The following is a 14,660-nucleotide window of genomic DNA, read 5'->3' as shown; positions in this document are numbered from 1 at the left end:
CGGTCAGCCCGCCGAGCAGGTCGGGGTGGCGGTCGGCCCGGCGCCGGTGCCCTGGAAACCGAACTCGGTGGTGGCGCCGGCCGCGAGCTGGCCGTTGTAGGCGACGTTGCGGAAGCTCACCGTGCCGGTGCTGCCGGTGTTGGTGGCACTCCAGGCGTTGCTCACCGCGCTGCCGGAGGGCAGGGTCACGCCGACGGTCCAGCCGGTGACCGGGGCGGCGCCCGCGGTGACCCGGATGGTGGCGACGAACCCGCCGTTCCACGAGTTGAGCGAGACCGAGGCGCTGCACGCGCCGCCGGGCTGCGGGCCGGTGCTGGTGCTGGGCGACGGGGAGGACGGCGAGGGCGGGTTGGTGGTGCCGCCGGCGTTCAGCGCGTTCAGGACCGAGGTGTAGGCGGCCTTCTTGTTGCCCGAGTTGTCGAAGAGCAGCGGGTTCTCGCCGGTCCGCCAGGAGTCGCTGTCCCGGATGCCCCAGACCGTGATGCCGGTGCACCGGGAGACCGCCAGGCACGCCTTGGTCACGCTGGCGTAGATGTTCGCCTGGTTGCCGCCCTGCGCCACGTCCAGCTCGGTGATCTGCACGTCCACGCCGAGGTCCGCGAAGCGCTGCAGGTTGGCCTGGTAGTCGCTCGCGATGCCGGTGCCGAGGTGGGACTGGAAGCCGACGCAGTCGATCGGGACGCCGCGGGACTTGAAGTCGCGGACCATGGTGTAGATCCCGGTCGACTTCGCGTTGATCCCGTCGGTGTTGTAGTCGTTGTAGCAGAGCTTGGCGTTCGGGTCGGCGGCCCGGGCGGCCCGGAACGCCGCCTCGATCCAGTCGTTGCCGGTGCGCTGCAGGTTCGAGTCGCGCCGCCCGCCGCTGCCGCCGTCGGCGAACGCCTCGTTCACCACGTCCCAGGCGTAGATCTTGCCCTTGTAGTGGGTGGCGACCTGGGTGACGTGGTTGATCGCGGCGGTGCGCAGCGCGCTGCCGGACAGCGACTGCGCCCAGCCGGGCTGCTGGGCGTGCCAGAGCAGGGCGTGCCCACGGACCTTGGAGCCGTTGGACAGGCCCTGGTTGAGGATCCGGTCGCCGTTGGTGTAGGTGAACCGGCCCTGGGACGGTTCGGTGGCGTCCCACTTCATCTCGTTCTCCGGGGTGACCGCGTTGAACTCGCGGGTCAGGATCCCGGTGTAGGTGGCGTCGCCGAGCCGGCCGGCGGCGATCGCCGCGCCGAAGTAGCGGCCGGTCTGCGCGGCCGAGGCGCCAAGGGTGCTGGCCGCCTCGGCGGTGCCGACCACCGCGACACCGGCGGTGACGGCGAGTCCCGCCGCGGCCGCGGCCAGCAGCAGGGAGCGACGCTTCTTGAGCAGGGGCATGGCAGGTGCCTTTCCGGACGGGGGAGTGCGCCATGGGAGCGCTTCCATCAAGGGTGGCCAATGTTGCCAGCGCATTTCCGGTAAGGGAAGACGCGACCATTGGGCGGCCGGCGGCATAACAACTCCTGGTGGAAAATCCGTCGGCCCGGAAGTGTTATGTGATCAGTCGCCGCCGAGTCGCGATTCCGTCCGAGGATTCGCGGCAGAAGACCTCTTGAATGTCCCGAAACAAGCTGGCAATGTGCGGATACAGGCTGTTAGCGCTCCCATCGCCGGTCGGCATCCCTGTTTCTCCCGGCCGGACCAGTGGTTCATGCGGTGTGAGCGATAACAGAACCCCCTCACGCCTGGAGACGTTCCGATGCCAAGAAGACGCTGGATGCTCGCCGCCGTCCTGACCGCCGCACTGACCGTCATCGGAGTCACCGGCCTGCCCGGTCCGGCTGCCGCCGAGTCCAACGGCGGCACCCGGGTGATGCCGCTCGGCGACTCCATCACCGAGGGCACGCAGGTGCCCGGCGGATACCGGATCGGCCTGTGGCAGCGGATGGCCGCCGCCGGCTACCGGGTGGACCTGGTCGGCTCCCAGTTCAACGGGCCGGCCCAGCTCGGCGACCACGACCACGAGGGTCACCCCGGGTGGCGGATCGATCAGATCGACGCGAACATCGGCGGCTGGCTGCGGGCCAGCACCCCGCGCACCGTGCTGCTGCACATCGGCACCAACGACATCCTGCAGAACTACAATGTGTCCGGAGCGCCGGGCCGGCTGTCCACCCTGCTCGACCACATCGTGGCCGGCGCGCCGTCGGCGGACGTCTTCGTGGCCACCCTGATCCCGCTGGCCAACAGCGGGCAGGAGGCCGCCGCCCGGACCTTCAACGCCGCCCTGCCCGGCATCGTGCGGAGCAAGGGCTCGCGGGTGCACCTCGTCGACATGCACGCCGCGCTCACCACCGGCGACCTGATCGACGGCATCCACCCGACCGCCGGTGGTTACGACAAGATGGCCGCCATCTGGTACGCGGCGCTGCGCACCGTCCCGGGAACGATCGGCGACCCGGGCACCGGAACCGGCACCGGCACCGCGCTGGTCGGCACCGCCTCCGGGCGCTGCCTGGACGTGCCGAACGGCAGCACCGCCAACGGCACCCAGCCGATCATCTGGGACTGCAGCGGGGCCGCCAACCAGCAGTGGGCCTACGACGGCCAGACGCTGCGCTCGGTGGGCAAGTGCCTGGACTCGCCGACCGGCGCGACGGCCGGCGCCAAGGCGCAGCTGTGGGACTGCAGCGGCGCCGCGAACCAGCGCTGGACGTTCGTCTCCGGCTCCACGATCCGCAACGCGCAATCCGGTCTGTGCCTCGACGTCAGCGGTAACGCCACCGCCAACGGCACCGCCGTCATCCTCTGGACCTGCACCAATTCCCCCAACCAGCTCTGGACGAGGCGATGATGAACAAACTCCGCTCGATGCTCGCCGCCGGCCTGCTGCTGCTCGCCGGCACGGCGGCGGCGCTGCCCGGCTCCCCGGCCCAAGCCCTGGACAACGGCGTGGCGCGCACCCCGCCGATGGGCTGGAACAGCTGGAACACCTTCGGCTGCAACATCAACGAGACGCTGATCCGGCAGATGGCCGACGCGATGGTCAGCAGCGGCATGCGCGACGCCGGGTACCAGTACGTGGTCGTCGACGACTGCTGGTTCAACCCGAACCGCGACGCGTCCGGCAACCTGCAGGGCGACCCGACCCGGTTCCCCAGCGGGATGAAGGCGCTCGGTGACTACCTGCACGGCAAGGGCCTGAAGTTCGGCATCTACCAGGTCCCGCTGGACAAGACCTGCGCCCAGTACTTCAACAGCTACCCCGGCGCGACCGGCAGCGGCGGCCACGAGGCGCAGGACGCCCGGCAGTTCGCCGCCTGGGGCGTCGACTATCTCAAGTACGACTGGTGCTCACCCACCGGCACGATCAACGACCAGGTCGCCACCTTCGCCAAGATGCGCGACGCGCTGGCCGCCACCGGCCGCCCGATCGTCTACAGCATCAACCCGAACAGCATCCACGCCAAGACCGGGCCGCAGCGCAACTGGGGCGACGTGGCCAACATGTGGCGCACCACCGAGGACATCACCCTGGCCTGGGACACCGGGCAGACCAACGGCTACCCGATGGGTGTCAAGAACATCGTCGACGTCACCGTGCCGCTCGCCGGGTACGCCAAGCCGGGCCAGTTCAACGACCCGGACATGATGGAGGTCGGCCGCGGCACGCTGACCGACACCGAGCAGCGCAGCCACTTCGCGCTCTGGTCGATGCTCGCCTCGCCGCTGATCGCCGGCAACGACCTGCGCTCGATGAGCGCGGCCACCCAGACCATCCTGAAGAACCCGCGCCTGATCGCGATCAACCAGGACACCCTGGGCCTGCAGGCGACCCAGGTCTCGTACGACGGCAGCCGTCGCGTCCTGGCCAAGCGCCTGGCCAACGGCGACGTCGCGGTCGCCCTGTTCAACCAGGGCGGATCCACCGTCACCATGTCGACCACCGCGGCCGCGATCGGCAAGTCCGGCAGCTCGTTCACCCTGCAGGACGCCTGGAGCGGCGGCACCACGACCAGCACCGGCACGATCAGCGCCAGCGTCCCGGCGCACGGGACAGTGGTCTACCGGGTCAGCGGCGGCGGCACCACCACCCCGCCGGCCAGCACCACGCTGGTCAGCGCCGCCTCGGGCCGCTGCCTCGACGTCCCGAACGGCGCCACCGCCAACGGCACCCAGCCGGTCATCTGGGACTGCAACGGCGGCGCCAACCAGCGCTGGACCAGCACCGGATCGACGCTGCAGGCTCTCGGCAAGTGCCTGGACGCGCCGACCGGCGCGACCGCCGGCGCCAAGGTCCAGCTCTGGGACTGCAACGGGGGCAGTAACCAGCAGTGGACGGTCAACAGCGACGGGACCGTGCGCGGCGTCGCGTCCGGGCTCTGCCTGGACGTCGACCACAACCTGACCGCCAACGGCACGCTGGTCTTGCTCTGGACCTGCACCGCCGCCGCCAACCAGCGATGGAGCCGAGTCTGATGCGTACCAGACCCCTGCTCAGCCTGCTGTGCACAGCTGCCATGGCGGTGCTGGCCGCGGCGGTGCCGACCGCCGCGCACGCCGACAACCCGATCGTGCAGACGGTCTACACCGCCGACCCGGCGCCGCTGGTGTACAACGGCCGCGTCTACCTCTACACCGGCCACGACGAGGACAACTCGACCTACTTCACGATGAAGGAGTGGCGGCTGTACTCGTCGGCCGACATGGTCAACTGGACCGACCACGGCTCGCCGATGAGCCTCGCCACCTTCAGCTGGGCCAAATCGGATGCCTGGGCCGGCCAGGTGGTCGCCCGCAACGGCAAGTTCTACTGGTACGTCCCGGTCACCAACCGGGCGACCGGACGGATGGCGATCGGCGTCGGCGTGGCGTCCAGCCCGACCGGCCCGTTCACCGACGCCCTCGGCCGCCCGCTGGTGGAGAACGGCGAGATCGACCCGACCGTCCTGGTCGACGACGACGGCCAGGCCTACCTCTACTGGGGAAACCCCAACCTCTGGTACGTCCGGCTGAACCCGGACATGATCAGTTACAGCGGCGGCGTCACCTCGATCCCGCTCACCACCGCCGGTTTCGGCACCCGTACCGGCAACGCCAGCCGTCCCACCCTCTACGAGGAAGGACCCTGGGTCTACAAACGCAACGGCGTCTACTACAACGTCTTCGCGGCCAAGTGCTGCTCGGAGTTCATCGGTTATTCCACCGCGCCCGGCCCGACCGGCCCGTGGACCTATCGCGGCACCGTGATGCCCACCCAGGGGAGCAGCTTCACCAACCATCCGGGCGTCATCGACTTCAACGGCAGCTCGTATTTCTTCTACCACAACGGGGCGCTGCCCGGCGGCGGCGGATACACCCGCTCGGTGGCCGTGGAGCGATTCACCTACAACGCCGACGGCACCATTCCGACGATCAATATGACCACCGGCGGGGCGCCGCAGAACGGCACGCTCGACCCCTACGTCCGGCAGGAGGCGGAGACCATCGCCTGGAGTTCCGGCGTCGAGACCGAGGCGGCCAGTGAGGGCGGCCGGAACATCGGCTACCTGGAGAACGGCGACTACGTGAAGGTCAAGGGCGTCGCCTTCGGCTCCGGCGCCACGTCGTTCTCGGCCCGGGTGGCCTCGGCGGCCGCGGGCGGCCGCATCGAGGTGCGGCTGGGCAGCCCCACCGGCACCCTCGCCGGGACCTGCACGGTGCCGGGCACCGGAGGCTGGCAGACCTGGACCACGGTCAGCTGCCCGGTCAGCGGCGTCTCCGGCACCCGGGATCTCTACCTGCGGTTCACCGGCGGCAGCGGCTATCTGTTCAACGTCAACTGGTGGCGATTCGCCGCCGGGTCGCTGGGATAGGGCAGGATCCCAGTGGTTCACGGTGGGAACGGTGCTTCGTGGTGGTGATGACGACGGACATGGGAGTGACCCGGGCCGGTGCCTCCGCCCTGGTGCGGGCGGCGCAGGCCGGCGACCGCGCCGCGCTGGACGAGCTGGCCGCGACGCACCTGCCGATGGTCTACGCCATCGTCCGGCAGGCGCTCGACGGGCACCCGGACGTCGACGACGTCACTCAGGACATCATGCTCCGCGCCCTGCGCCAGCTGCGGTCGCTGCGCTCGCCGGAGAGCTTCCGGCCCTGGCTGGCGGCGATCGCGCTGCGCCAGGTCGGCACCCACCAGCACCGGGCGGACCGGGCCGCGGCCCAGCTCGTGCCGCTCGACGAGGCCGCCGGGATGCCGGACGCCGAGGCCGCCTTCGAGGGCGTCACCGACCTGCGCGCCGACCTGTCCGCCCAGCGCCGCCAGGTGCAGCGGGCCGGCCGCTGGCTGGACCCGGACGACCGGCGGCTGCTGTCGCTGTGGTGGCTGGAGGTGGCCGGCCGGCTGTCCCGGGCCGAGCTGGCCCGGGCGCTCGGCATCACCGTGATCCACGCCGGCGTCCGGATCCAGCGGATGCGCGCCCAGCTGGAGCTGAGCCGGGCCATCGTGGCGGCGCTCGACGTCCGCCCGCGGTGCGGCCTGCTCGCCGGCGAGTTGTCCGGCTGGGACGGGATGCCCGCGCCGCGGTGGCGCAAGCGGCTGGCCCGGCACGTCCGGGACTGCCCGATCTGCACCCGCGGCGCCGGCGAGCAGGTGCCGATCGACCGGCTGCTGCCCGCCCTGGTCCTGGTCCCGGTGCCGGCCGCGCTGACCGCGTCGGTGCTGGCCAAGACGACCGGGGGCGCGGTCACCGCCGCGAAACTCGGGGTGGCCGGCCAGCTGGCGGCGCTGTCCGCGGCGCATCCGGTGGTCACCGCGGTCGCGGCCGGCACCCTGGTGGTCGGCGCCGTCGGCGGGGCGGTCGTGGTGGCCGACCCGGCGACGGCGCCGCCGGCCACGGTGGCGCAGACCCCGCACCCGACCACCATCCCGGCGCCCACCTCGGCCGCCGGGGCCGGCGCGCCGGCCAGCAGCGCGCCGGCCAGCAGCGTGCCGGCCACCAGCGCGCCCGCTGCCAGCACGCCGCCCACCAGCGCCGCAGCGGGTCTGCTCCGGTTCGGACCGGTGTCGCTGAGCTCGGCGAACGCCGCCGGGCGCTACGTCACCGCGCCCGGCGGCTACGGCCTGCTGACCGCGGTCGGCCCGGACGACCCGGTCGCCGCCCGCCGGCAGGCGACCTTCCAGGTGGTGGCCGGGCTCAACGACCGGACGTGCTTCTCGTTCCGGTCCGCCGACGGCCGTTACCTGCGGCACGCGTCCTGGCGGCTGCGGCTTAACCCGAGTGACGGCTCGGCGCTGTTCCGCGGCGACGCGACGTTCTGCCCGCAGGCCGGGCAGCCGGCCGGCTCGGTCCTGCTCGAATCCTCCAACTACCCCGGCTGGTTCCTGCGGCACCGCGGCGATGAATTGTGGGTCGACCAGTTCGACGGCAGCCCCGGTTTCCGCGCCGACGGATCATTTCTGGTACGGCCCGCGCTCGCCGATTGACGCAGGCCGCGAAAAACAATTCCAAAACCGTTATGCGTACGGACCCGCTCCGGTCGTACGCGGAATCCTTTGAATTTGCCTTTATGGTCTGGCACTATCGCTCACGAATGGAAGCGCTCCCACGATGGCGCCGGTATTCGCGCGCATTCCCCCGATGCGAGGAGCTGACGATGACACATCCCCGGCGACTGGTCGCCGCCGCCCTGAGTGCCGTGCTCGGCGCGACGCTCGCCTGCGCGGTGGCCGCCCCGGCCGCGGCCGCCACGATCGACACCAGCGCCTCCTACGTGCTGGTCAACCGCAACAGCGGCAAGGCCCTGGACCTCTACAACCTGGCGACCAACGACGGCGCGCGGATCACCCAGTGGACCCGCAACGACCAGGCGCAGCAGCAGTGGCAGTTCGTCGACTCCGGCGGCGGCTACTACCGGCTCAGATCGAAACTCTCCGGCAAGGTCCTGGACGTCTCCGGCGCCTCCACCGCGGACGGCGGCGCGATCATCCAGTGGACCGACAACAACGCCGCCAACCAGCAGTTCAGCGTCCAGGACGTCGACGGGTACGTGCAGCTGATCAACCGGAACAGCGGCAAGGCGGTCGAGGTGCAGGGCGCGTCGACCGCGGACGGCGCGAACATCGTGCAGTACAGCGACTGGAACGGCGCCAACCAGCAGTGGCAGCTGGTGAAGACCGGCGGCACCACCCCGTCCACCGGCACCTTCACCAACCCGGTGGTCTGGCAGGACTTCGCCGACGGCGACATCATCCGGGTCGGTGACGCCTACTACTACTCGGCGTCGACCATGCACTACTCGCCGGGCGCGCCGATCCTGCGCTCCTACGACCTGGTGAACTGGGAGTACGCCGGCCACTCGGTGCCCCGCCTGGACTTCGACTCGTCCGCCTACGACCTGTCCGGCGGCCGTGCCTACGTCAAGGGGATCTGGGCGTCGGCGTTCAACTACCGGCCCAGCAACAGCACCTACTACTGGCTGGGCTGCACCGAGTTCAACCGCACCTACGTCTACACCGCGTCGGCGGTGGACGGCGCCTGGTCGAAGAAGGCCCGGATCAACAACTGCTACTACGACGCCGGCCTGCTCTTCGACAACGACACGCCGTACGTCGCCTACGGCAACGGCACGATCAGCGTCGCCCAGCTCTCCGCCGACCTGACCTCGCAGGTCCGGGCGCAGACCGTCTACACCACCCCGTCGAGCATCGGCACCCTCGAGGGCAGCCGGATGTACAAGCGCGGCAACTACTACTACATCTGGCTGACCCGCCCGGCCAACGGGCAGTACGTGCTGCGCTCGACCAGCCCGTGGGGGCCGTACGAGAGCCGTCAGGTCCTGCTCGATCTGCCCGGCCCGATCTCCGGGGGCGGGGTGCCGCACCAGGGCGGCCTGGTGCAGACGCAGAACGGCGACTGGTGGTACATGGCGTTCACCGACGCCTACCCCGGCGGCCGGGTGCCCACGCTGGCCCCGATCACCTGGAGCAACGACTGGCCGGTGCTCACCACGGTGAACGGGCGGTGGGGCGCGACGTACCCGAAACCGAACATCACCACGTCCAAGACGGTGGCCTCGATGATCGGCCCGGACACCTTCACCGGAAGCGCTCTGGGGCCCCGCTGGGAGTGGAACCACAACCCGGACACCAGCCGGTTCAGCGTCGGCAACGGGCTGCGGCTGTCCACCGCCACGGTGACGAACGACCTCTACAACGCCCGGAACACGCTCACCCACCGGATCCAGGGACCCGCCTCCACCGCGACCATCGAGCTGGACTACTCGCAGATGGCCAACGGTGACCGGGCCGGCCTGGCGATGCTGCGCGACTCGTCGGCCTGGATCGGCATCCGCAAGGACAACGGCGTCACCCGGGTGTCGATGACCAACGGCCTGACCATGAACTCCAGCTGGGCCACCACCGGCACCGGGACCGAGGCGGCCGGCGCCACGGTCAGCGGCGGCCGGATCTGGCTGCGGGCCACCGCCGACATTCGGCCCGGCTCGGGGCGCACCGCCACCTTCTCCTACAGCACCAACGGCAGCACGTTCACCCCGCTCGGCCCGGCGTTCACGCTGAACAACGCCTGGCAGTTCTTCATGGGCTACCGCTTCGGCATCTTCAACTACGCCACCCAGTCGCTGGGCGGCGCGGTCACCGTCAGCCGCTTCGACCTGACCCGGGAGGGCTGATGACCACGTTCCCGTTCAGCCGGCGGCACCTGCTGCAGGCGGCCGGCGCCGGTGCGGTGGCGGCCACCCTCGGTGCCCCGGCGCGGGCCGCCCAGGCGGCGGTCGCACCGGTCCGGCCCGACCTGGGCGTCGCGGCCTATCCGTTCCCGTTCGGCCAGGTCCGGCTGACCGCCGGGCGCTGGCTGGACAACCAGGCCCGTACCCTCAACTACCTGCGCTTCGTCGACGTCGACCGGCTGCTCTACAACTTCCGGGCCAACCACGGCCGATCCACCGGCGGGGCCGCCGCCAACGGCGGCTGGGACGCGCCCACCTTCCCGTTCCGGACCCACATGCAGGGACACTTCCTCACCGCGTGGGCGCAGGCCTGGGCCGCACTCGGCGACACCACCTGCCGGGACAAGGCCGTCTACATGGTCGCCGAGCTGGCCAAGTGCCAGGCGTCGAACGGCTACCTCTCCGGGTTCCCGGAGGCCGACTTCACCGCGCTGGAGGCGCGCACCCTGTCCAACGGCAACGTGCCGTACTACTGCGTGCACAAGACGCTCGCCGGGTTGCTCGACGTGTGGCGGCTGATCGGCGACACCACCGCCCGCGACGTGCTGCTGCGGCTCGCCGGCTGGGTCGACACCCGCACGGCGCGGCTCAGCGGCAGCCAGATGCAGGCCATGCTGGGCACCGAGTTCGGCGGCATGAACGAGGTGCTGGCCGACCTCTACCAGCAGACCGGGGACGCCCGCTGGCTCACCGTCGCCCAGCGGTTCGACCACGCGGCGGTGTTCACCCCGCTCGCCGCCGGCACCGACCAGCTCAACGGGCTGCACGCGAACACCCAGGTGCCCAAGTGGGTGGGCGCGGTCCGGGAGTACAAGGCGACCGGCACCACCCGCTACCGCGACATCGGCCGCAACGCCTGGGACATCACCACCGGCGCGCACACCTACGCGATCGGCGGCAACAGCCAGGCCGAGCACTTCCGGGCGCCGAACGCGATCGCCGGTTACCTCACCAACGACACCTGCGAGCACTGCAACACCTACAACATGCTCAAGCTGACCCGGGAGCTGTGGCTGACCGACCCCAGCCGGGCGGCGTACTTCGACTTCTACGAGCGGGCGCTGCTCAACCACCTGATCGGCGCGCAGAACCCGGCCGACAGCCACGGCCACATCACCTACTTCACGCCGCTGCGGGCCGGCGGCCGCCGGGGCGTCGGGCCGGCCTGGGGCGGTGGCACCTGGTCGACCGACTACACCAGCTTCTGGTGCTGCCAGGGGACCGGCGTGGAGACCAACACGAAGCTGATGGACTCGGTCTACTTCTTCAGCGGGACCACGCTCACCGTGAACCTGTTCACGCCCTCGGTGCTGACCTGGGCCGAGCGGGGGATCACGGTCACCCAGGCGACGTCGTACCCGGTCAGCGACACCACCACGCTGACCCTGACCGGCACGATGAGCGGGTCGTGGAGCATCCGGGTCCGGATCCCCGGCTGGACGTCCGGCGCCACCCTCGCGGTCAACGGCGTCCCGCAGGACGTCACCGCCACCGCGGGCAGCTATGCCACCGTCACCCGGGCCTGGGCGGCGGGGGACGTGCTGACCGTACGGCTGCCGATGCGGGTGATCATGCAGGCGGCTCCGGACAACCCCGCGGTGCAGGCGATCACGTACGGCCCGGTGGTGCTGGCCGGCAACTACGGCAGCGCGACGCCGTCGGGCAATCCGTCGCTGGTCGTGTCCAGCATCGCCCGGACCGGCACGGGCAGCCTGGCCTTCACCGCGACCGCCAACGGCACCACCGTGAATTTGGGGCCGTTCCACGACGCGCAGGGCTTCAACTACGTCGTCTACTGGAACGCCTCGGGTGCCACCGAGGCGGCCTACAAGCTGGTCAACGTGGCGTCCGGGCTGGTCCTGGGGATCAAGGACATGTCCACCGCGGACGGTGGCACGGCGATCGTCTGGGGTGACACCGGCACCGCCGACCACCACTGGGTGCAGATCGCCGACGGCGGCGCGGTGCGGTTCCGCAACGTCAACAGCGGCAAGGTCCTCGGCGTCGAGAACATGGCGACCACGGACAACGCCCGCGTCCTGCAGTGGGCCGACAACGGCACCGCCGACCACCGGTGGACACCGCTTGCCAACAGCGACGGGTCCTACCGGCTGCGCAACGTCAACAGCGGCAAGGTGCTCGCCGTGCAGGGCGCCTCGAGCGCCTGGGGGAGTCAGGTCGTTCAGGAAACCGACAACGGCAGCGCCGACAACAACTGGCGCCTGGTCCGAGTCTGAAGGGAGAGATCATGACTAGATCCAGAATCCTGGTGTCGGCCGGCGCCGCGCTGCTGACCTCGACCGCGGTCGTCGTGGCGATGTCCCCGGCGGACGCCGCGGCGGCCGGCTGCTCGGTCGGCTACACCGTGTCGTCGCAGTGGCAGGGCGGGTTCGGCGCCAACGTGGCGATCACCAACCTCGGGGACCCGCTGTCCGACTGGACGCTGACCTGGTCCTATGGGGCCGGGCAGACGGTCACCCAGGCGTGGAACGCCACCGTGACGCAGAGCGGCTCGGCGGTGACCGCGAAGAACATGAGCTACAACGGCTCGGTCGGCACCGGCGCCTCGGTGTCGTTCGGCTTCAACGGCTCGTGGACCGGCAGCAACCCGGTCCCGACCAGTTTCGCCCTCAACGGCGTGACCTGCACCGGCGGGACCGGACCGACCTCGCCGTCGCCGTCCTCCCCGTCGCCGTCCTCGCCGTCCCCGTCCACGCCGGGCGGCACCTGCACGCTGCCGTCGAGTTACCGCTGGTCGTCCACCGGCGCGCTGGCCAGCCCGAAGAACGGGTGGGTCTCGCTCAAGGACTTCACCAACGTCGTCTACAACGGAAAGCACCTGGTCTACGCGTCCAACGTGTCCGGCTCGGGCTACGGCTCGATGAACTTCGGCCTCTTCGGCGACTGGTCCGAGATGGCCTCGGCCAGCCAGAACGGGATGAGCCAGGGCACCGTGGCGCCGACGCTGCTCTACTTCGCGCCGAAGAACATCTGGGTGCTCGCCTACCAGTGGGGCCCGACCGCGTTCAGCTACAAGACCTCCACCGACCCGACCAACGCCAACGGCTGGTCCGCGCCGCAGACGCTGTTCACCGGCAGCATCACCGGCTCCAGCACCGGCGTGATCGACCAGACGCTGATCGGCGACGGGCAGAACATGTACCTGTTCTTCGCCGGCGACAACGGCAAGATCTACCGGGCCAGCATGCCGATCGGGAACTTCCCGGGCAGCTTCGGCTCGTCGTACACGACGATCATGAGTGACTCGACCAACAACCTGTTCGAAGCGGTCGAGGTCTACAAGGTGCAGGGCCAGAACCAGTACCTGATGATCGTCGAGGCGATCGGCAGCCAGGGCCGCTACTTCCGGTCGTTCACCGCCACCAGCCTCGGTGGCACCTGGACGCCGCAGGCGGCGACCGAGAGCAACCCGTTCGCCGGCAAGGCCAACAGCGGGGCCACCTGGACCAACGACATCAGCCACGGTGACCTGGTCCGCACCAACCCGGACCAGACCAAGACCGTCGACCCGTGTCACCTCCAGCTCCTCTACCAGGGCAAGAGCCCGAGCGCCGGCGGTCCCTACGACCAGCTGCCGTGGCGGCCCGGCCTGCTCACCCTGCAGCGGTAAGGAGCTGTCTGGACCATCATTCGGTGGGGAGCCGGCCCGGTGCGCTCTTTGGGGACGTTGAGCGCACCGGGCCGGCGCGCGTCGCGGGACCGGAGTGAGCGGCGGCCGTTCCGGGTAACCGACCGGCCATGGACACAGCGCCGCGAACAGCCGTCGTCGTCAACCCGGTGAAGGTTCCGGACCTGGAGGAGCTGCGCCGGATCATCACCGAAGCCCTCGCCGCGGCCGGCTGGCCGGAGCCGATGTGGCTGGAGACCACCGTCGAGGACCCCGGCGCCGGCCAGGCCGCCCGGGCGGTCCGCGACGGCGCCGAGATCGTCTTCGTCTGCGGCGGGGACGGCACCGTGATGGCCTGCGTCTCCGCGCTGGCCGGCACCGACGTGGCGCTCGCCGTGCTGCCGGCCGGCACCGGCAACCTGCTCGCCGCCAACCTGGGGCTCAGCGGCGACCTGGCCACCGGGATCGAGGTCGCGCTGCAGGGCGGCCGGCGGCGGATCGACGTCGGCTGCGTCGGTGACCAGAGTTTCGCGGTGATGGCCGGGATGGGCTTCGACGCCCAGATGCTGGACGCCACCAGCGAGACCGCGAAGAAGCACGTCGGCTGGCTGGCCTACGTCGCCGGCGCGGTCCGGCACCTGCGGGACCGGCCGATGCGGGTCCGGATCTCGCTCGACGGCGGGCCGGCGTTCGCCCGGCGCCCGCGCACCGTGATCGTCGGCAACGTCGGCCGGCTGCAGGGCGGGATGCGGCTGCTGCAGGCCGCCGAGCCGGACGACGGGCTGCTCGACGTCGCGGTGCTCAGCCCGCGCACCCTGCGCCACTGGCTCGCGCTCGCCTGGGGAGTCCTGCGCCGCCGCGAGGCCGTGCCGCGGATGGAGACCTTCACCGCCGCCACCGTGGAGATCCGCAGCAACCGGGCCCAGCCCCGCCAGCTCGACGGCGACCTGATCGATCCCGGCAAGCAGCTGCGGGTCACGGTACGCCCGCAGGCCCTGCTGCTCTGCGTGCCGCGCCCGGCCGACGACCCGGACCTGGCCCACGACGCCGGCGCGGTGTCCCGCGACGCCGACGAGATCCGGAAGGTCACCAACGCCTGATCGATGGATGTCCGCGTTTCTGTTATCTCGCCGCCGCCCCGTGGGTCGACCCATTGCAAGTATCGCGATTCCGGCCGAAACTTCCGGAGATGGGGCGGCGGCTCGGCTCGATGCATAAGCGCAGGTGAATGGCGTTATTGCTGATGCCGGACGGTAACCCACCCACCTGAAACTCCCGGAACTTCTCCGGAACTTCTTGTTTCAGGGATGTTGCCGTGCCAGCATGAGCACTGCATTGA

9 protein-coding genes are annotated in these 14,660 nt (G+C 70.6%); 8 read left to right on the top strand and 1 reads right to left on the bottom strand.

Going from position 1 to position 14,660, the window contains the following annotated elements; translation table 11 throughout:
- Positions 1–3: 3 nt before the first annotated feature.
- Positions 4–1,362 (bottom strand): glycoside hydrolase family 10 protein, encoded by a 1,359-nt coding sequence (locus tag BJY16_RS32210; protein ID WP_185043311.1) that lies wholly within the window; start codon positions 1,360–1,362, stop codon positions 4–6.
- A gap of 379 nt (positions 1,363–1,741) precedes the next feature.
- Here BJY16_RS32210 and BJY16_RS32205 point away from each other — a divergent pair, with 379 nt between their 5' ends.
- The 8 genes from BJY16_RS32205 (at position 1,742) to BJY16_RS32170 (ending at position 14,421) form a co-directional block, all read left to right on the top strand.
- Positions 1,742–2,818 carry an RICIN domain-containing protein gene (locus BJY16_RS32205; protein WP_239177236.1) on the top strand — a complete coding sequence of 359 codons (1,077 nt, stop codon included), beginning with the start codon at positions 1,742–1,744 and terminating at the stop codon, positions 2,816–2,818.
- A 17-nt stretch (positions 2,819–2,835) separates the two neighbouring features.
- On the top strand, positions 2,836–4,443 hold the full coding sequence (locus BJY16_RS32200) for a glycoside hydrolase family 27 protein (protein WP_239177269.1): 1,608 nt from the start codon (positions 2,836–2,838) through the stop codon (positions 4,441–4,443).
- Complete coding sequence (locus BJY16_RS32195; protein WP_185043307.1) at positions 4,443–5,819, top strand: glycoside hydrolase family 43 protein; 1,377 nt, start codon at positions 4,443–4,445, stop codon at positions 5,817–5,819. Before BJY16_RS32200 ends, BJY16_RS32195 begins: the two co-directional genes overlap by 1 nt.
- A 47-nt stretch (positions 5,820–5,866) precedes the next feature.
- Complete coding sequence (locus tag BJY16_RS32190) at positions 5,867–7,429, top strand: sigma-70 family RNA polymerase sigma factor (protein WP_239177238.1); 1,563 nt, start codon at positions 5,867–5,869, stop codon at positions 7,427–7,429.
- A gap of 170 nt (positions 7,430–7,599) precedes the next feature.
- Positions 7,600–9,636: a family 43 glycosylhydrolase gene (locus tag BJY16_RS32185; RefSeq protein WP_185043306.1), complete on the top strand. Its 2,037-nt coding sequence runs from the start codon at positions 7,600–7,602 to the stop codon at positions 9,634–9,636.
- Positions 9,636–11,930: a beta-L-arabinofuranosidase domain-containing protein gene (locus tag BJY16_RS32180; protein ID WP_185043305.1), complete on the top strand. Its 2,295-nt coding sequence runs from the start codon at positions 9,636–9,638 to the stop codon at positions 11,928–11,930. Before BJY16_RS32185 ends, BJY16_RS32180 begins: the two co-directional genes overlap by 1 nt.
- Before the next feature lie 11 nt (positions 11,931–11,941).
- The gene (locus tag BJY16_RS32175; RefSeq protein ID WP_185043304.1) at positions 11,942–13,324 is read left to right on the top strand and encodes a non-reducing end alpha-L-arabinofuranosidase family hydrolase; all 1,383 of its coding nucleotides are present in this window, start codon (positions 11,942–11,944) and stop codon (positions 13,322–13,324) included.
- A 128-nt stretch (positions 13,325–13,452) separates the two neighbouring features.
- Positions 13,453–14,421 carry a diacylglycerol/lipid kinase family protein gene (locus BJY16_RS32170; protein ID WP_185043303.1) on the top strand — a complete coding sequence of 323 codons (969 nt, stop codon included), beginning with the start codon at positions 13,453–13,455 and terminating at the stop codon, positions 14,419–14,421.
- Positions 14,422–14,660: the final 239 nt, after the last annotated feature.

Source organism: Actinoplanes octamycinicus (genome assembly GCF_014205225.1).
Classification (GTDB): Bacteria; Actinomycetota; Actinomycetes; order Mycobacteriales; family Micromonosporaceae; genus Actinoplanes; species Actinoplanes octamycinicus.
Note: the sequence above shows the minus strand (reverse complement) of the source record. Positions and strands in the feature narration are given on the sequence as shown.